This window comes from Oceaniradius stylonematis (assembly GCF_965223445.1).
Classification (GTDB): Bacteria; Pseudomonadota; Alphaproteobacteria; order Rhizobiales; family Rhizobiaceae; genus Roseitalea; species Roseitalea stylonematis.
In genome coordinates this window covers 445,222-462,067 of sequence record NZ_OZ244994.1, presented here as the reverse complement: position 1 = coordinate 462,067, position 16,846 = coordinate 445,222, and the positions used below count along the sequence as shown (strand labels likewise).

Below are 16,846 nucleotides of genomic sequence, written 5' to 3'. Positions count from 1 at the left end.
CCTCGCTCACGCGCTCAGACGCACCGGCGTCTGGCTGTCCTGCTGCTCGAGCCAGAAGCGGCGGAAAAGGTTCTGGGACACGCGCAGGCGGTAGTCCGCAGACGCGCGCCAATCGGTCAGCGGCGTGAAATCGTCGCCGAGCCGGTCGGCGGCGGCGGTCACGGTCTCAAGGCTCCAGGGTCGTCCGACGAGCGCCGCCTCGGCGTGATGCGCCCGCTTGGGCGTTGCGGCCATGCCGCCCAAGGCGATGCGCGCAGCGGCGACCTTGCCATCGTCCACTGTGACGTTGAAGGCGGCGCAGACTGACGAGATGTCCTCGTCGCGGCGTTTGGAGATCTTGTAGGCCGCATGCAGCGCGCCCCCGGCGGGGCGCGGAACTGTCACGCTTTCCAGAAACTCGCCCGGCCTGCGATCCTGCTCGCCATAGTCGATAAAGAAATCCTCCACCGGCAGGGTGCGGCGCTTGCCGCCGCGGCGCAGCGTGATCGTCGCGCCCAGCGCGATCAGCACCGGCGGCGTGTCGCCGATGGGCGAGCCGTTGGCGATATTGCCGCCAATGGTACCCATGTTGCGGATCTGCCAGCCGGCGATCCTGTCCCAGAACTCGGCGAGATGCGGATAGTCGGCGGCCATCGCCGCGCGGCTGTCGGTGTAGCTGGCCCCGGCGCCGATCTCGATGGCCGTGTCGGTGACTTCAAGCCGGCGCAGTTCTTCCAGATGACCGACAAGGACCGCCGGCGAGATGTCACGCAGGAACTTCGTCACCCACAGCCCGACATCGGTGGCGCCGGCAACGATCGTCGCGTCCGGCGTTTCGGACAGCACATCGGCGAGATCGTCGACCGAGGCCGGCAGGATGCAGCGGCTTCCGTCCTTGCTGATCTCCACCCGGCGGCCGTCCCGCAAGGCCGCCAGCCTTTCGGCGATCGATTGCCGCTCCCGGTTGAGAGCATCCAGGGCAGGGCTACCGAGCCGGGTTGCCGCCCGCGCGGCCCGGATGATCGGCTCATAGCCCGTGCAGCGGCACAGATTGCCCTGGATCGCGGTTTCGATCTCGGTGTCGGTCGGATCGGGGCTTTCCATCCACAACGCGTAGAGCGACATGACGAAGCCCGGCGTGCAGAAGCCGCACTGGCTGCCGTGGTGGTCGACCATCGCCTGCTGAACCGGATGAAGCCGGCCTTCGGGACCGGAGAGATGCTCGACCGTGACGATGTGGCAGCCGTCGAGCGAGGCCAACAGCCGGATGCAGGCATTGACCGGTTCGTACCGCAATTGACCGCCATCGAGCCGTCCGGCCAGAACGGTGCAGGCACCGCAGTCGCCTTCCGCACAGCCTTCCTTGGTGCCGGTCAGGCGCCGTTCGATCCTGAGAAAATCAAGAAGCGTGTCCGTGGCGGCGGCCTGATCGAGCCGCACCGTGTTTCCATTCAACAGGAAACGGATGTTTGCGCGTATGTCCATCCCGTCGCTCCTCCCCGAAGTCGCCGGCGCCTGAGATCGACGGATGGTGTCAAAACCGATTGATCAAGAAAATGCATAATATGGGAAAGCACTCTCAAAAAAATCGGAACAAACTCCGTGTGAGGACTTGATCGACGAGGGATGCGCCCGGCGACGGGCCGTCATGCCGGGCGTTCGAATGGGCAAGGCATCGATGCGGGCGCTTTTGAGCGGGAAACAGCCCCAAGGGCGAGTGAGGGATCGGGGTCCCGGGCCGGCAATGCGGCCTTTGATCACCATGCAGGCGCTGGATGCCGGCTGGCCTTGCAACGGCCGACAGGCCGGGCGGGGGGCTGCTTCGAGATCGACGTGGCGGCTTATGCCGAACCTGGCCGGGTCAAGGGCGGCGGAGCGTCCGCCACCGAACGTGACGGAACCGCGCGACCGCCGGCAGGCAATTCGCCGGAATCCGGGCAGCAGCCGCCGACCGCGCGGACCCTTGGGTCACTTTCTCCGTTTCGACGCTTTCTGATCCGGCCGGCGGCCGAGGCCCATATCGCGAGCCAATTGGGAGCGTCTTTCGGCATATTCGGGGGCGACCATGGGGTAGTCCGGGCGGAGCCCCCATTTTTCCCGATACTCTTCCGGCGTCATGCCGTAATGGCTCATGAGATGACGCTTGAGCGACTTGAATTTCTTGCCGTCCTCAAGGCAAATGATGTATTCGCGGGTGACCGAGCGCTTGGGATTGACGGCCGGCTCGGGCTTCTCCGCTTCCGCCATCGAAGAAGCGCTGCTGAGCTTTGAAAGCGCAGCGTGTACATCAGCGATCAAAGTTGGCAAATCCGAAGATTGGACGGCGTTTCCGCCGACATAGGCAGAAACAACTTCAGCCGTCATTTGCGTCAGAAGGTCCCGGTTATCGTTCTGTTCGTCGAGATTTATGGCGTTCATTACATGAGCCCTGCAAAGCTAATCTGTATGAGGCCGACATCTTCATGCGAAAAAGAATCATGGGAATACACTAAATATGCGTATTTTTGCCACGAGTGGGCTCAAGATCAATATACACATCTTGGTAATCATTGATTGCTTTGAACGTATAAAGGTGCATATTTATGGGTAAAAATGGCTCATAATTTTGAATATGCTCACTGTTTACAATACGATTCGCGCAGTGCCTAAAAAATTCATGTCCAATTTAATTAAGCCGATCAGAGAAAATTTGTATTATTGCTTCTATCATCCGAGTAAATCAACAGGTCAGGACACTCGTTTGTCCTGCCGGCAGCCGAAGCGGACCCCGTTTGCCCTCCGCAAGGATGCTGTGCGATTCGAAATTGGCATCATTGTCACGAAAAGTGTTTTGGCTGAAATGGAGGCCGGCAATGGCGGCCGATGTATTGTCTTGTGCGCGAGATTGAGCCGTTCCGTTTCGTCGGGCAGGCCGGTACACGCGAAACCCTTGTTTTCGGGAGTTGAATGGCATTGGGCCAAAATCTAGTGTCGCTCAATTGATCGGTCGGGAGGATAGTAATGCGCCGGTTCGGAGAGCGCACCAATGTTACCCTCAAAGAGGTGGTTGCGGACAATCTGCACCGCCTGTGCGAAAACGACGGCCGGTCGATTGCGTATATTTGCAGGGCAATGCGTATTTCCCGATCTCAATTCGACAGATACCTGGCTGCCGAGAATCTTCCGACCGAGGGTACGGCCAAGACGATTGCCAATTTCTTCCGTATTGCCGAGGTGGATCTGTTCCAGATCGGCTTTCGTGCACAGGTCAACATACCAGCGGAGTATGAGGAAGCCATTCGAAACTTGACGCATCTTCCCGCGCCGCGGTTTCAGGGAGGCATATATTACCTCTTCTACCAATTGATGTCGGACTCAAACCGGGTGATGTGCAGCATCGTGATCGTCAAGCCGCGCGGTGACGATCTCGGCTTTGTCCGTCTGACCGGATATTCCAAAAGACGATATTCCAACGGCGCCTTTTTTAGGGGCCGGCATGGCGGCATTGTCGTCGAGCGTCACAAGTGGCTCTACTTCGCCGGGGTCAACATGGTTCCCGAATATGAACCGTCGATGATCATGTTCCGCTGGATCATGGGCGATGAAGACGTGCTTCCCGGAAAGGCGTCCATCGCCACCGAGCGTGGACCGGTGGTGATCGATGCCGTTCTGAAGCGGGCGCCGGACGATCTTTCCCTTCGCCATGCGGTCAGGATGGCAAGGGCCTACCCGCGCAATGCCGCCTTCATCGGGGACGATGTCAGGCTCATCCTGGAAGACAATCCCGTTTGATCGGCCAAGTGGCGGACAGTTGTCCCCATGTAAAGGGTTCGTTAACCCTTCCCGAGGGTAACCATGACCCGATGGAAGCGGCAATAGTTCCGAAAATAGTTGTTGAATCAATAGTTTACGGTTTCTAGGTTTTGGTAGTGTCGCAATCATGCGCACCGATCATTGGAGACCGAAAATGGCCAAGAAGACGCTCAACATCACTGTGAAACCTGCCAAGTCGACGGCCTTTGTCCGTCCGGGCATGTTCTACAACAAGGTCTGACAACGATGCGCCGTCGTGACCCGTCGCGGCGGCGTTCGGCCGCCCGGCGAGAGGGGACCCGTGCCCTTCGCGCCTCCCGATCCGTCGTCTTGAGTTGGGATGAGGGCGAGATGCTCGCCTGCAATTTTCTGACGCGACAGGTGACGGCCTGTTCGGTGGATCTGGTCGAATTTCTCTCACACTTGCAGGACTGGCAGCGGGTCGACGAGATCATCGCCGCTTTTCAGGGTGTTACGGCCGATGCGCTCGACGCGCTCGTTCACGCGACGTTGCTCATCGAGCGCGACAGCGAAGAGGCCAGGCGCGAGGAAGAATATCTGTCGGCATGGAACTGGGGCGTTCCCGCCGCGATGCTGCATTTTTGTCTGCAGGATGCCGATTTCCTGCCGCTTGAAGCCGCCGAGCAGTTGCAGGAGGCCAAGTCTGCGGAGGTCCGGTCTCCCGGACTGCATCTGCCCAATGAAGGGCGTTTCCATCCGGTGATCTCGCTGAAAGACGACGTGCAGAAGAACAGCGCGCTGACCGCGGTCATGGAGCGTCGCCGCACCGTGCGCGAATGCGACGCGACCGCCTATGTGGGGCAGGGGTCGATCGCCGATTGCCTCTATGCGGGGCTCGGCATCACCGGATGGACTTCGAACTGCGTCGGCAAACTGCCGCTCGGGATGACGCCGTCGGGCGGTGCGCGCAATCCGTTCGAGGCTTATCTGTTCGTCAAGCGTGTCGAGGGTCTGGCGCCGGGCATCTACCACTATTCGGCGCTGGAACACAGTATCGGCCGCGTCGGCGAAACCGAATGCGAGCTTTCAGACCTGGTCGCCGGGCAGGATTGGGCAGAGACGATGTCCTGCGCGATCGTCCTGTGCGCCTCGCTGGAACGGACCATGTGGAAATATCCCGATGCAAACGCTTATCGCGTCGTCATGATCGAAGCCGGCCATATCGGCCAGAACATCATGCTGGCGGCAACGGCGGCGGGACTGACCGCTTGCCCGACCGCAGCGCTGAGCCACAGCCGCATCCGCGATGCGATCGGTCTCGAGCGTCTGACGGATACGCCCGTCTACGCGCTGACGATCGGCGTTCCAGCCAAGGATGCCCGCTTGGCGGCGTGATGGCGAATTGCGCGGAAGCCGGCCAATCCGCGACCGTCCGCTCGAACCACCGTTATCCGGAGCCGTGCGGCGAACGCCGGTACCGCGCTGTTCAGCGGTGGCTTCGTCTTGATGCGGTACCCGCCGCGTCCGCGGCCTCGTCGCGCAGCCTTGGGCCGCGAACCGGGCTGTCCGGGGCACGGAGACGTCCTCAACTCCCTTGCTGACCGCCGGTCTCCGACATGCCATAGCTGGTGCCGTGTGCTGACGATCTGCGCTGACCATCAGGGAGACCGCCATGACCGCCTTTTCCTACCAGCTCTATTCGTCGCGCAATTTTCCGCCGCTGGCCGACACGCTGACCATGCTGGCCGACCTCGGCTATGCGGAGGTGGAGGGTTATGGCGCGCTTTATGCCGATCCGGCACTGGTCAGCGAACTGAAGACACATCTGGGCGCCAGCGGCCTGACCATGCCGACCGGCCATTTCGGCTTGCAGATGCTGGAGAGCGATGTCGACGCGGTGCTGTCGATCGCACGCGAAGTCGGCATGCAGCGGCTCTACTGTCCGCATCTGGCCGCAGAAGAACGGCCGGACAGCGGCGCGGACTATGAGGCGTTCGGGCGGCGGCTTGCCGAAGCGGCCAGGCCCTATCGCGATGCGGGGCTTGGTTTCGGCTGGCACAATCACGACTTCGAGGTGCGCCCGACGGCCGACGGGGCGGTGCCGCTGGATGCGATCTTCTCAGGCGGTCCTGACCTTGAATGGGAGGCCGATATCGCCTGGGTCATCGTCGGCGGCGCCGACCCGCTCGCGCTGATCGACACACATGGCGGCCGGATCAGCGCCGTCCACATCAAGGACATCGCGCCGCACGGCGAGGCACTGGACGAAGGCGGCTGGGCCGATGTCGGCCACGGCACGGTCGACTGGGCCGGGTTGATGGTGCGCCTGCGCCAAACGCCGTGCAGGCACTTCATCATGGAGCATGACAATCCGGGTGACGCGACACGGTTTGCAAGGCGCTCGATCGAAGCCGCCCGATCCTTCTGAAAATCCCTTGTCGAGGACCATCCCCATGAGCGCACCGCTTGGCATCGGCATCATCGGCTGCGGCAACATCTCGACGACCTATTTCGAGCTGGCGCCGCTGTTCTGTGGCATGGAGGTGCGCGCCTGCGCCGATCTGAACATGGAGGCGGCGCGCGCCAGCGCCGGCAAATACGGTGTCGCCGCGCAAAGCGTCGACGATCTTTTGGCCAATTCAGCCGTTGACATCGTCGTCAACCTGACCGTCCCCGAGGCCCATGCCGGCGTGACCGCGGCCGCGCTCGAAGCGGGCAAGCATGTCTATACGGAAAAGCCGCTGGCCCTGTCGCTTGACGACGGTCTGGCGCTCAAGGCGCTCGCCGACGCGAAGGGGTTGAGCGTCTGTTCGGCGCCGGACACGTTCCTGGGCGGGGCGCATCAATGGGCACGGCGGCTGATCGACGAAGGGCGTCTCGGCACCATCACGGCCGGCACGGCGCATGTGATGTCGCACGGGATGGAGCACTGGCATCCGAACCCGGACTTCTTCTTCAAGCCCGGCGCCGGGCCGGTGCTCGATATCGGGCCCTACTACATCGCCAACCTGATCCATCTGATCGGGCCGGTGCGCCGGGTGGCGGCGCTCGCCAACAGCGCCGAGGCGGTCCGCACCATCGGCTCCGAGCCGCGGCGCGGGGAGAAGATCGCGGTGGAGACGCCGACCAACATCCATGCGCTCCTGGAATTCGAAAGCGGCGCGACGGTCACGCTGGGCGCAAGCTGGGACGTCTGGGCGCACCGGCACCGCAACATGGAGCTGTACGGAACCGAGGGCTCGCTGTTCGTGCCCGATCCGAACTTCTTCGGCGGCACGGTCGAACTGTCAGGGCGGGACGGCAGGCTTTCGGTGCCGCAGCCTTTCGACCATCCGTTCGGCGTGCCCAATCAGGATCATGGCGGCACGGCGCTTGCGAACTATCGCGGTGCCGGGCTTGCCGACATGGCGAAGGCGATCCGCGAGGGCGGCGGCGCGCGCTGTTCGCTCGACCGGGCGCTGCATGCGGTCGACGTCATGACCGGCATTCTCAGGTCCGCCGAGGCGGGCACGTTTGTTGTCATGCGGACGCGCTGCACGCGTCCCGACCCGCTGGGTCCCGACCAGGCGCGCGCGCTGTTGAAGGACTGAGGTGCGAACTCCGAATGCACGGCGAGGTGTCCTGGCCCGCGGGCCGTCGCGCGTTTGCCGCATCGAACGCGAATTCGGTGCAGTGACGCCCTGCAATGCTCAACGCCCCAGTTCCATCCGACGCCATTCTGTTGGCGCGCGCCCGACGACACGCTTGAAATCTCGGCTGAAATGGTATCCGTCGCAAAAGCCGCATCGGACCGCGATATCTTGCAGCGGCAGGGTGCTTTCGAGCATCATCCTTTGCGCCATGGCCAGCCTCTGGTGACGCAGATAGGCGCGCGGCGTGGCTTTGAGATGCTGACGGAACAGCCGGCGCAGCTGCGATGCGCTGACCCCGGCGATCTGCGTCATTACCTCCGCTGACCATGGCTGTTCGGGGTTGGCGACGATCATCTGCCGAAGCCGGTCAAGCCGTGATGGGAGCCCGGTTCTGGCTCGCGGGTCACGCTGACTGCTGACGAGCTTGAAGAACTCTGCCGTTGCGGCGTGCAGGCGCAAGTCCATGTCGGCGCCGCCGGCGTCGAGAATTGCGAACAGGTTCTGGAACCAGCCAATGAGCTCGGGCCCCTCTGCAATCGTCAGGCGCGGAGGTGCCTTGCCAAAGATGCGGCGCCGCAACGCCGCCAGATGCGGCCCGTCCAGCCGGAACCACATCACCGACCAGGGATCGCGCCGGTCTGCGGAGTGTCCATGCGGCGCGTCGCCGGCGATCCAGGCGAGTTGCCCCGCGCCGAGATCGAAACGCCTTTCGCCGACTTCGACCTGTCCGCGGCCGGACAGGCAGTAGAGTATGTCGTCGCCGGGGCACGCGGCGCGGCGGATCGTCCCGCCCGGCGCTGCATCGAGCCAGCCGGCGCGCAGCACGGTCGTCAGCCCGCCGCCCAGCTCCGCGTCGGGCAGGTAGTAGTGGCTGATCCTCACTGTTTGCGGATGATAGGATCGCTGCATGCGTGTTTTGTACATCTAATTGCCGGGACTGTCCATTTTGTTTGCCCGGGCCGGACATAAACTGCGTGCAGGAGTTCGGCCCAGACCGGGCTCCGGAAACGGCGGCCGCACAGAGCCGCGAAGACATTGGGAGGATGGCATGCTTGTGCCAACCAGGGCGGAAGCCCGGGCATATGACGTGGACGGTTTTTTCGTCCGCAAGGGGTTCCTCAGCGACGGCGAAGTTGCCGATTTTCGTGATGCGGCGCGGCGTCAGCTTGAAGCGGAGAGCCAGTCCGGTTCCGTCATGGAAAAAGGCGACAAGGCCGGCAACAAGACGCTTCTCAAGCTTTGGAACAATGCCGGCGACGACAAATACGGGATGCTGGCGCGAGACGAGCGCCTGGTGCGCATGTCGGAGGCACTGATCGGCGACGAGGTCTATCTGTACAGCCACAAGATGACCATGAAGCAGCCCCGCGAGGGCGGCGCTTGGGAGTGGCATCAGGACTTCGGCTACTGGTACAACAATGGCTGCCTGGCGCCGGAGATGCTGTCGATCTGGATCGCGCTCGATCCCTCCAACAAGGCCAATGGCTGCCTTCAGGTTCTCACCGGGTCGCACATTCTGGGCCGCCTCAACCATATTCGCGAGGATGGACAAACCAATGTCGAGAAGCCTTACCTGAACGCCGCCGTTAAGCGTTTTGAACATGTCTATGTGGAAATGGATCCTGGCGACGCGCTGGTCTTCCACTGCAATCTCCTGCACCGTTCCGATGCGAACAAGAGCGACACCTATCGTTGGGGCTATATCTGCTCGTACAATGCGGTCCACAACGCGCCCTTCATGCGTGCCCGCGACTATGGCAACTATGAAGAGTTGAAGACCGTTCCGGCTGGCAGCTTCATGAGCGTGCAATGAGCGACGAGGCCGGCATGAGCGGCGGTTTCAAGGCCGAAGGCAGGGCGCCGCATCCGAAAGTGTCGGTCGCTACCCGCATCTTGACGGCCAAGGAAACGGGCGTGCTGCTGGCGCTCATCGTCATGTGCGCCTTTCTGGCCCTGGCGACCGAGAGCTTCCTGACAACGACAAACCTGCTCAATGTCGGGCGGCAAGTCTCGCTTTTGGGGATCATGGCCGTCGGCATGACTTTCGTGCTGGTTGCCGGCGAGATCGACCTTTCGGTCGGTTCTACCTATGCGCTGGCCGGCCTTGGTACCGGGATGCTGATCGTTGCGGGTTGGGCGCTCGCGCCGGCGCTGGTCGCCGGATTGCTGATCGGCGCCGCGATCGGACTGGTCAACGGGTTCCTGTCCACGTATGGCCGGCTGCCATCGCTGATCGCGACGCTGGGCATGCTCTCCATCGTGCGGGGCACGGCGCTGCTGATCACGGGCGGCCAACCGGTCACCGTCAACGAGCGCAACGGCGCCGATGCCGAGGTTCTGGCCACGTTCGAGTTTCTCGGTCAGGGCTATCTGTTCGGCATCGTGCCGATGCAACTGGTCTTTTTCGCCGCCGTGGCCGCCCTGGGCTGGCTGGTGCTGGCCCGAACGGCGTTCGGATTTCGCGTCTTTGCCGTCGGCGGCAGCACGAAGGCTGCCCGCGTGTCCGGCATTTATGTCAACGGCGTGAAGATATGGGCGTTCGTGATCATGGGTGTCATGGCGGCTCTGGCCGGCATCCTGTCGATGGCGTTTCTGCCGAGCGGACAAGCCGGACGCACGGGTCTTGGGCTGGAACTGGACGTGATCGCAGCCGTGGTCGTCGGCGGCGCGTCGCTGGCCGGCGGGATCGGCACGATACCCGGTACCGTGCTTGGCGTTCTGATCATCGGTGTCTTGCGCAACGGACTGGTTTTGATGGGCGTCTCGCCCTTCATGCAGGAGGTCATGATCGGCCTCGTCATCATCATCGCGGTCGCGATCGACAAGTGGAGTATGCGTTCGAGGCCGGGCTGAACCGGCGTCGTGCCGGCAATCATCAAGGGAGGAAACCAGATGAAGAAGCTCTTGACGACAACCGTTCTTGCGGCAGGCATTGGCTTGACGCCTCTTGTGGCGCAGGCCGAGCCGATCAGCCTTGGCGATTTCGAGCTTGCACCGCGAATTGCCGAAAGCATCGCGGCAGGCGAGCCCCTCGATATCTTCGTGTCCTATCACGACGTTTCCAACGAGTTCGCGCCGTTCGTGCGGGCCGGCGTTGAGCGCGCCGACGAAGCCGACAATGTCAATGCGCGATTCATCGGCCCGGTCGGCGCGGACGCCGATGCCCAGATCTCGGAAATCGAGACGCTTCTCGACCAGATGGACGGGCTGGCTATCTCGTCGGTCAGCACCGATGCGCTCGCGCCGCTGATCAACCGGGTCGTCGAGGCAGGCATCCCGGTGATCAGCTACAATACGGACAATCCCGACAGCAATCGGCTGGTCTTTGCCGGTCAGGATCTCGTCCAGTCCGGACGCGAAGCGGGCAAGCTGATGGCCGACATACTCGGCGGCGAGGGGCGCGTGATGATCACCACGCTCGATGCTGCCGCGCAATGGTCGCTCGACCGGGAGAACGGCGCCCGCGAGGCGCTGGGCGAACATGACGGCATCGAAGTGGTGCGCACTCTGAACACCGGCACCGACCCCCAGGAGATCTTCGCAGCGATCGAGAACGCCATGCTGGCCGATCCGAACATTGACGGCATCCTGTCGCTCGAATGTTGCTCGACACCGGCGGCCGGCGAATGGGTCGAACGCAACAATCGCACCGGCGAGGTCAAGGTGGTCGGCTTCGACCTGCTCGATCAGACCGTCGAACTGGTCGCCGAAGGCGTGATCCAGGCGACCATCGACCAGGCGCCCGAGCGTCAGGGCTATGAAGCCGTGAACCTGCTCGTGACGTTCCTGGGCGGCGATGCAATCGACGATCTGGACACCGGCGTCGGCGTCTATACGCCCGACAACATCGCCGAAGTGATGCAATAATGATCGTCGGGCACGCCCGGGTTCCGGGCGTGCCCGCTTCACATGCCTGACGGTACACCGATGACCGAAGAGCCCATCCTTGAACTGCGCAACGTCACCCGAACCTTTCCTGGCGTGATTGCGATGGACGATGTCTCCATCGGATTTCGCGCCGGCGAGGTTCATGCGGTGATCGGCGAGAACGGGGCAGGCAAAAGCACGATGATGAACCTTCTGGCCGGCGAGTTGCAGCCCGACAAGGGCTCGATCCTGGTCGATGGCCAGAGCCGGGACATTCCGAGCGCCCTTGCCAGCCAGCAACTGGGTATCCGCATCGTGTTTCAGGAGCTTTCGCTCTGCCAGAACCTCACGGTCGGCGAAAATGTGCTGCTCAGCGCATTCGCCGATAGGCCGCCCCTGTCGTTTCTCACCCGAAATCGCGCGGCCGGGGCGGCCGCCGAGACATTGGCCCGGCTGGGGCTCACCGATGTTGAAACCAGCACGCCGCTGTCCACCCTTTCCGTTGCACAGCAGCAACTGGTCGAGATCGCCCGCGCGATTTCCCAGCATGTGCGAATCCTGGTGCTTGACGAGCCCAATTCGGCGCTCTCGCCGCGTGAAAGCGCGCGGCTGTTCGATGTGGTCCGCCTGCTGAAAGCGCAGGGCGTTACGATCATCTATGTGTCGCATCATCTCGAAGAGGTACTGGCGCTTGCCGACCGCATCAGCGTGATGCGCGACGGGCGCATGATCACCACGCTCGATAACGGCGCCGATGTCACGGTGGACAGGCTCGTTGCCCACATGGTCGGACGGCAGGTCGACGCGGCCGAACAATATGCATTGCGGCCCGAAGCCCATGCGCGGATCGGCGAACCCGTTCTGGAAGTTCGCGCGCTCAGCGTTCCCGGCCATATCCGGGAAGCGACCTTCACCTTGTCACAGGGCGAAATCGTAGGCGTCGCCGGATTGCCGGACAGCGGCAAGGACATTCTTGCCGACGCCATATTCGGGCTCGCGCCGCGCGGTGGCGCGGTCGAAGTCGGCGGCATCCGCCTCCCTCCCGGGCGGCCATCCCACGCCATTGCGGCTGGCATGTCTCTGATTCCGGCCGACCGCCGCGCGGCCGGGGCCTTGCTGTCCATGACGGTGGCTGAGAACACGGTCTCGGCGGCACTGAAACGCTTCACGTCGCGCGGGTTCCTGCGGCGCCGGACGATGCGCGACACGACCGCCGACTATGTCAGAAAGCTGGACGCGCGCGTCGCCAGCCTCGGCCAGAAGATCGCAACGCTCAGCGGCGGCAACCAGCAGAAGATCATACTGGCCCGCGGCCTTGTCACCGGTCCGCGCATCCTGATCCTGCACGAACCGACGCGCGGCATCGATGTCGGCGCCAAGGCGGAAATCTATGCCATCCTCAAAGAGCTGGCCGGTCAGGGGCTGGCAATCCTGATGATCTCGTCGGAATTGCCGGAAGTCATGCTGCACGCAAGCCGCGTGATCGTGATGGCAGATCGCACGATTGCGGGCCAATTGACAGGCTCGGACATCACAGAAGAGGCAATCATGGCGCTCGCGACACGAAAAGACCGGGCGCTGGCGGCATGACCCGGAAAGAAACGATGGGGGCGGCGCCATGACGCGCATCACGGTGGTCGGCAGCTTCGCCGTCGGCCTGACGATCCGGACCGAAACGATGCCGGTTTTCGGTCAGACGATCATCGGCTCCGATTTCGACTTCGGGCCGGGCGGCAAGGGCTCCAACCAGGCTGTCGGCGTGGCGCGCCTTGGCGCCGACGCCGCGCTCGTCACGTGCCTCGGCCAAGACCAGTTGGCCGGCGTCGCGGACGAACTCTATGCGGCCGAAGGGGTCGGAACGGACTACATCGAACGCAGCGCCGAGCGGGCCACCGGCGCCGGCATGATCATTCTCAATGCCGAAGGCGAAAACTTTATCATACTCGACATGGGCGCGAACGAACTGATGGATGCGGCCTTTGTCGACCGGGCCGCCGACCGCATCGCGCAAAGCGACATCGTCATGAGCGTTCTCGAAATCCCGGTCGCCGCCGCGCACCGAGCGATGGAGCGTGGCAAGGCGGCCGGAGCGCGCACGATCCTCAATCCGGCGCCGGCCACGGCACTGCCCGAGACCATCTTCGCCCATGTGGATTATCTGACGCCGAACGAAAGCGAGCTGCGCATCCTGCTCGGCCTGGCGCCCGATGACCCGACCGGCACGCGCGATCTGGCGGTCGAGCTGCGCCGGCGCGGTGTGGGCACCGTGATCGTGACCATGGGCCAAAAGGGCGCGCTGGTGCTCGGCGACGATCAGGAGATGGTCGTTGCCACACCCGCTGTCCCGGTTGTCGACACCACCGGAGCGGGCGACGCGTTCAATGCGGGGCTGGCCGCCGCGCTTGGCGAGGGCAGGCCGCTTGCCGAGGCGGTCGCGCACGGAACGGCTGCCGGCGCCCATGCCTGCACCCGTCTCGGCGTCATTCCCTCGCTGGCAACGCGCGCCGAGTTGGACGCGCTGATCGATATTTGATGGAACCGACCGGAGGCACCCCATGAAACGCGGCAAGCTGCTCAATTCCGAACTCAACCATGCCATCGGCGAAATGGGCCATGGCGACCTGATGATCGTTTGCGATGCGGGGTTTCCGATCCCGTCGGACGCCTGGCGCATCGATCTGTCGATCACCCAGGACGTTCCCGACCTGAAGACGGTGCTTTCGGCCATCGGCGAGGACTTCATCGCCGAAAAGGTCTCCTATGCCGACACGCTGCCGGCTCACAATCCGGTTCTGCTGGAGACCGTTCAGGCGCTTTTCGGCGACGCCGATCACGAGATGATCGCGCACGAGACGATCCTGGGAGACATGGCCGCCAAGGCCAAGGTGATCGTGCGGACCGGCGCCTTCGATCCGTGGGGCAACATCCTGCTCTATTCGGGCGTCGACGTGCCGAAGTGGTTTGCCAAGCCGGGTACGGTGGCGCCGCCCGAATATGCCAAGAAGCTCAAGGGCTGACCCCGTGGCGCGCATCTTCAGCTGGGCTGCACAGGACAGCGAGCGGCTGACCACGGTCGCCGGTCTGCGGGGCTCGAAAGGCCGGCATGGCGCGTTCGCCCAGGTGACCGCGGACACGGCTGCGGAGGCGGCGGCGGCGGAGGCGGCGGGGATCGAGATGATCGTCTGCCGGGCGCGCAGCGTCGCCGCGGTGCGGCAGGGTTCGCAAAGGCTGTTCGTCACCGCTGCGCTCGGCTTTGCCGAGGCGGTTACCGACGAAGAGATTTTGCGCACGGCCTTCAAGGCGCTGACGGACGGTGCCGACGCGGTGATCACGGCGCGGCGGCTGCCGATCGTCTCTCTGCTGGCGTCCGAGGATATTCCGGTGATGGGACATCTGGGCTTTGTGCCGCGCAAGTCGACGTGGGTCGGCAGTGTGCGCGCGTTCGGCAAGACGGCCGATGAAGCCGTCGAACTCTATCACCGGTTCCGGCGGCTTGAGGAAGCCGGCGCCTTCGCGGTCGAGGCCGAACTCGTTCCCGCGCCGCTGATGGCCGAGATCAGCAAGCGCACCGGTCTCGTGACCGTGTCTCTGGGCTCGGGGCCGGGCGCGGAGGTGATGTTCCTGTTTACCTCGGACATTTGCGGTGAGACCGATCGCGTGCCCCGCCATGCACGTCGATATGGCGACCTCGTGCGGCTGCACCGGCAGATCGATGAAGAGCGCCGCGCCGCGCTCACTGCTTTTCGCGATGATGTCCGCAATGACGGCTTCCCTGCCGCGGCCGAGACCGCGGACATGGCGGAGACCGCTCTCGAGGAGTTCGTCAGCCGCATCGGAAACTGATCCGGATCGTCTTCCAACCGAAACCCGACCAGACCAGCCGCGCGCTCGGCGTGCGGCAACCAAGGAGCATTGCCATGTCAGACGTCTCACGCCTTGCCGCCCACATCCAGCATACCAACGTCTCGCCGGCGACGACGCGCGACGAGATCGCCGGCCTATGCGACGAGGCGGCCGCGTTCGGGTTCAACGGCGTGATGGTGCAGCCGTGCTGGATTTCACTGTGCAGGGCGCGGCTTGCCGGGACCAATGTGCGCGTTTGTTCGGCCATGGCCTATCCGCTCGGCGGCAGCTTGACGCGCAGCAAGGTCGCCGAGATGCGGGATCTCGTCAGCGAGGGGGCGCAAGAAGTTGATTTCATGGCCAATATCGGTTTTCTCGCCAGTGGCGATGTCAACGCGTTTCACGATGAGATCGCCGCGCTCGTGGACGCCGCCGGCGCCGTACCATTGAAGATCATGCTGGAGTTGGGCGCCATGCCCGACGATCTCTGGCAGACGGCGATCGGACAGGCGGAAAAGGCCGGCGTGGCCTATGTCAAGAACTCGTCCGGCTGGGGCCTTGGCGGCAAGGCCAGCGTCGAGACGATCGGCTTCATGAAGCGTTGCGTGACGCGCGCAAAGGTCAAGGCATCGGGCGGCATACGCAGCGCCGAGGATGCCGATGCCATCCTGAAGGCAGGCGCCGAGCTGATCGGAACAAGCGCGGGTCCGGCGATCATGGAGGGGCGGGTCGGAGCTGGCGGTTACTGACGGTCGGCCAATGCCGTGACCGCCGCCGGTTGCCTGGGGTCAGGACCCATCAATGTGATTGAAATGGCGGCCGGCCGAGGAGATCACGATGACGAGGAATGGCGGCGGCAGCCACATCGACTGCCAAGTCGCCAAACATCTGGCGGACCGTCACGATGAACGCGAATTTTCGACCGCCTGGTCAAGCTGATCGGGTTGATTGCGCGGACAGGGAACCTGGCGCCAAACGCATCCCCGATGGCAGGGCCGTGCCATCGATTTCCGGCCTTGTCGCCTTCGAGGCGACCGCCCGCCAATTGAGCTTTTCGCATGCCGCGTGTGAACTGACCCTGACCCAGGGTCCGGCGAGCAAACGGGTTCGCCAACCCCAAGGCGTTCTTGGCATCACGCTAACCGCCCCACCGGAGGTCACCGGCTATTGGCCGATTACGCCCCTTGGCCCGTTTCATGCGCTACACCCCGAGATATCGGTCAATCTGGCTTGCCGGAACCGGCAGAAGACCCCGCCCATCCGTTCGGGCTGGAATGCGCGATCCGTTGCGCCGACGGCGCGCTGACCGAACTGTCCGGCAAGGTGCTGCTCGCCGAGGACATGGTGCCGGTGGCAACGCCCGAGTATCTTGCCGGACCAGGTGTCACGGCACCGACGGCCCTGATGAATGCGCCGCCGATCCTTCAAAACGGGTGCCACGGCCTTTTGGCGCGACTGGTTTGAGGCGCTCGATGTTCACCCGGCCGGCCCAATCGAAGGCAACGGCCATGAGTGCATGTCGTTGGTTCTTCAGGCGGCACTCAGCGGTCATGGCGTGGCGCTGGCGCCATCGCGCGTCCGGCGTGATCTCATCGATGACGGACGCCTGCGCACCGGATTCGGTGCACCGCGCGCACCGACCGGAATTGTGGCTTTTGGGTCCACCCCGTGTTTGTGCGGCGGAAGGCCGTGCGGCAATTTCAGAACTGGATGTCGGAAACGACACGGGCGATGACGGGAAGTGTGGGCCAAGGATGCCGCCCATATCCGCA

Annotated in this window: 18 protein-coding genes; 14 read left to right on the top strand and 4 right to left on the bottom strand. The window is 63.6% G+C overall.

Annotated features, from left to right (window positions below; translation table 11 throughout):
- Positions 1-6 precede the first annotated feature (6 nt).
- Both xdhA and ACOQOU_RS02390 read right to left on the bottom strand, forming a co-directional pair.
- On the bottom strand, positions 7-1,464 hold the full coding sequence (xdhA, locus tag ACOQOU_RS02395; protein WP_306025873.1) for a xanthine dehydrogenase small subunit: 1,458 nt from the start codon (positions 1,462-1,464) through the stop codon (positions 7-9).
- Between the two features lie 483 nt (positions 1,465-1,947).
- A complete protein-coding gene (locus ACOQOU_RS02390) occupies positions 1,948-2,397 on the bottom strand; it encodes a MucR family transcriptional regulator (protein WP_109767615.1) in 450 nt (149 codons plus the stop codon).
- 693 nt (positions 2,398-3,090) lie between these two features.
- On the opposite strand from ACOQOU_RS02390, the gene ACOQOU_RS02385 reads away from it, so the two are divergent.
- The 4 genes from ACOQOU_RS02385 (at position 3,091) to ACOQOU_RS02370 (ending at position 7,322) form a co-directional block, all read left to right on the top strand.
- The gene (locus ACOQOU_RS02385) at positions 3,091-3,750 is read left to right on the top strand and encodes a hypothetical protein (RefSeq protein ID WP_147393350.1); all 660 of its coding nucleotides are present in this window, start codon (positions 3,091-3,093) and stop codon (positions 3,748-3,750) included.
- 372 nt (positions 3,751-4,122) lie between these two features.
- Complete coding sequence (locus ACOQOU_RS02380; protein WP_306025872.1) at positions 4,123-5,127, top strand: SagB/ThcOx family dehydrogenase; 1,005 nt, start codon at positions 4,123-4,125, stop codon at positions 5,125-5,127.
- Between the two features lie 277 nt (positions 5,128-5,404).
- Positions 5,405-6,160, top strand: coding sequence for a sugar phosphate isomerase/epimerase family protein (locus tag ACOQOU_RS02375; RefSeq protein ID WP_306025871.1), 756 nt, complete (start codon positions 5,405-5,407; stop codon positions 6,158-6,160).
- 25 nt (positions 6,161-6,185) lie between these two features.
- Complete coding sequence (locus ACOQOU_RS02370; protein WP_306025870.1) at positions 6,186-7,322, top strand: Gfo/Idh/MocA family protein; 1,137 nt, start codon at positions 6,186-6,188, stop codon at positions 7,320-7,322.
- Between the two features lie 99 nt (positions 7,323-7,421).
- On the opposite strand, the gene ACOQOU_RS02365 is transcribed toward ACOQOU_RS02370, so the two are convergent.
- Positions 7,422-8,273 (bottom strand): AraC family transcriptional regulator, encoded by an 852-nt coding sequence (locus ACOQOU_RS02365; RefSeq protein ID WP_158585297.1) that lies wholly within the window; start codon positions 8,271-8,273, stop codon positions 7,422-7,424.
- 139 nt (positions 8,274-8,412) lie between these two features.
- Between ACOQOU_RS02365 and ACOQOU_RS02360 the strand changes: the two genes are divergently transcribed.
- The 10 genes from ACOQOU_RS02360 (at position 8,413) to ACOQOU_RS02315 (ending at position 16,538) form a co-directional block, all read left to right on the top strand.
- Complete coding sequence (locus ACOQOU_RS02360; protein ID WP_109767608.1) at positions 8,413-9,177, top strand: phytanoyl-CoA dioxygenase family protein; 765 nt, start codon at positions 8,413-8,415, stop codon at positions 9,175-9,177.
- The gene (locus ACOQOU_RS02355; protein WP_306025869.1) at positions 9,174-10,217 is read left to right on the top strand and encodes an ABC transporter permease; all 1,044 of its coding nucleotides are present in this window, start codon (positions 9,174-9,176) and stop codon (positions 10,215-10,217) included. Before ACOQOU_RS02360 ends, ACOQOU_RS02355 begins: the two co-directional genes overlap by 4 nt.
- A gap of 39 nt (positions 10,218-10,256) precedes the next feature.
- Positions 10,257-11,231, top strand: a complete 975-nt coding sequence (locus ACOQOU_RS02350; protein ID WP_109767607.1) for a sugar ABC transporter substrate-binding protein — start codon at positions 10,257-10,259, stop codon at positions 11,229-11,231.
- Between the two features lie 60 nt (positions 11,232-11,291).
- Positions 11,292-12,821: a sugar ABC transporter ATP-binding protein gene (locus ACOQOU_RS02345; protein WP_109767606.1), complete on the top strand. Its 1,530-nt coding sequence runs from the start codon at positions 11,292-11,294 to the stop codon at positions 12,819-12,821.
- Between the two features lie 28 nt (positions 12,822-12,849).
- Positions 12,850-13,764 carry a ribokinase gene (locus tag ACOQOU_RS02340; protein ID WP_306025868.1) on the top strand — a complete coding sequence of 305 codons (915 nt, stop codon included), beginning with the start codon at positions 12,850-12,852 and terminating at the stop codon, positions 13,762-13,764.
- Between the two features lie 22 nt (positions 13,765-13,786).
- The gene (rbsD, locus tag ACOQOU_RS02335; protein WP_109767604.1) at positions 13,787-14,248 is read left to right on the top strand and encodes a D-ribose pyranase; all 462 of its coding nucleotides are present in this window, start codon (positions 13,787-13,789) and stop codon (positions 14,246-14,248) included.
- A gap of 4 nt (positions 14,249-14,252) precedes the next feature.
- Positions 14,253-15,074, top strand: a complete 822-nt coding sequence (locus ACOQOU_RS02330; RefSeq protein WP_109767603.1) for a 3-methyl-2-oxobutanoate hydroxymethyltransferase — start codon at positions 14,253-14,255, stop codon at positions 15,072-15,074.
- Between the two features lie 74 nt (positions 15,075-15,148).
- Entirely contained in the window at positions 15,149-15,823 is a 675-nt protein-coding gene (gene deoC / locus ACOQOU_RS02325; protein WP_306025867.1) for a deoxyribose-phosphate aldolase, read from the top strand.
- 98 nt (positions 15,824-15,921) lie between these two features.
- Entirely contained in the window at positions 15,922-16,380 is a 459-nt protein-coding gene (locus ACOQOU_RS02320) for a LysR family transcriptional regulator (RefSeq protein ID WP_346433274.1), read from the top strand.
- Positions 16,305-16,538 (top strand): hypothetical protein, encoded by a 234-nt coding sequence (locus ACOQOU_RS02315; protein ID WP_306025961.1) that lies wholly within the window; start codon positions 16,305-16,307, stop codon positions 16,536-16,538. The genes ACOQOU_RS02320 and ACOQOU_RS02315 overlap by 76 nt, the downstream gene beginning before the upstream one ends.
- Here the strand turns inward: ACOQOU_RS02315 and ACOQOU_RS02310 are convergent.
- The gene (locus ACOQOU_RS02310; protein ID WP_306025866.1) at positions 16,459-16,839 is read right to left on the bottom strand and encodes a hypothetical protein; all 381 of its coding nucleotides are present in this window, start codon (positions 16,837-16,839) and stop codon (positions 16,459-16,461) included. The genes ACOQOU_RS02315 and ACOQOU_RS02310 overlap by 80 nt on opposite strands.
- Positions 16,840-16,846 lie beyond the last annotated feature (7 nt).

Bases quoted from the DNA above. Each gene is read 5' to 3' on its own strand.
- deoC (WP_306025867.1), top strand. From the start codon at position 15,149: ATGTCAGACGTCTCACGCCTTGCCGCCCACATCCAGCATACCAACGTC.
- ACOQOU_RS02390 (WP_109767615.1), bottom strand. From the start codon at position 2,397: ATGAACGCCATAAATCTCGACGAACAGAACGATAACCGGGACCTTCTG.
- rbsD (WP_109767604.1), top strand. From the start codon at position 13,787: ATGAAACGCGGCAAGCTGCTCAATTCCGAACTCAACCATGCCATCGGC.
- ACOQOU_RS02360 (WP_109767608.1), top strand. From the start codon at position 8,413: ATGCTTGTGCCAACCAGGGCGGAAGCCCGGGCATATGACGTGGACGGT.
- ACOQOU_RS02375 (WP_306025871.1), top strand. From the start codon at position 5,405: ATGACCGCCTTTTCCTACCAGCTCTATTCGTCGCGCAATTTTCCGCCG.
- ACOQOU_RS02320 (WP_346433274.1), top strand. From the start codon at position 15,922: ATGGCGGCGGCAGCCACATCGACTGCCAAGTCGCCAAACATCTGGCGG.
- ACOQOU_RS02385 (WP_147393350.1), top strand. From the start codon at position 3,091: ATGCGTATTTCCCGATCTCAATTCGACAGATACCTGGCTGCCGAGAAT.
- ACOQOU_RS02340 (WP_306025868.1), top strand. From the start codon at position 12,850: ATGACGCGCATCACGGTGGTCGGCAGCTTCGCCGTCGGCCTGACGATC.
- ACOQOU_RS02350 (WP_109767607.1), top strand. From the start codon at position 10,257: ATGAAGAAGCTCTTGACGACAACCGTTCTTGCGGCAGGCATTGGCTTG.
- ACOQOU_RS02370 (WP_306025870.1), top strand. From the start codon at position 6,186: ATGAGCGCACCGCTTGGCATCGGCATCATCGGCTGCGGCAACATCTCG.
- ACOQOU_RS02345 (WP_109767606.1), top strand. From the start codon at position 11,292: ATGACCGAAGAGCCCATCCTTGAACTGCGCAACGTCACCCGAACCTTT.
- ACOQOU_RS02365 (WP_158585297.1), bottom strand. From the start codon at position 8,273: ATGCAGCGATCCTATCATCCGCAAACAGTGAGGATCAGCCACTACTAC.
- ACOQOU_RS02380 (WP_306025872.1), top strand. From the start codon at position 4,123: ATGCTCGCCTGCAATTTTCTGACGCGACAGGTGACGGCCTGTTCGGTG.
- ACOQOU_RS02355 (WP_306025869.1), top strand. From the start codon at position 9,174: ATGAGCGACGAGGCCGGCATGAGCGGCGGTTTCAAGGCCGAAGGCAGG.
- xdhA (WP_306025873.1), bottom strand. From the start codon at position 1,464: ATGGACATACGCGCAAACATCCGTTTCCTGTTGAATGGAAACACGGTG.
- ACOQOU_RS02310 (WP_306025866.1), bottom strand. From the start codon at position 16,839: ATGGGCGGCATCCTTGGCCCACACTTCCCGTCATCGCCCGTGTCGTTT.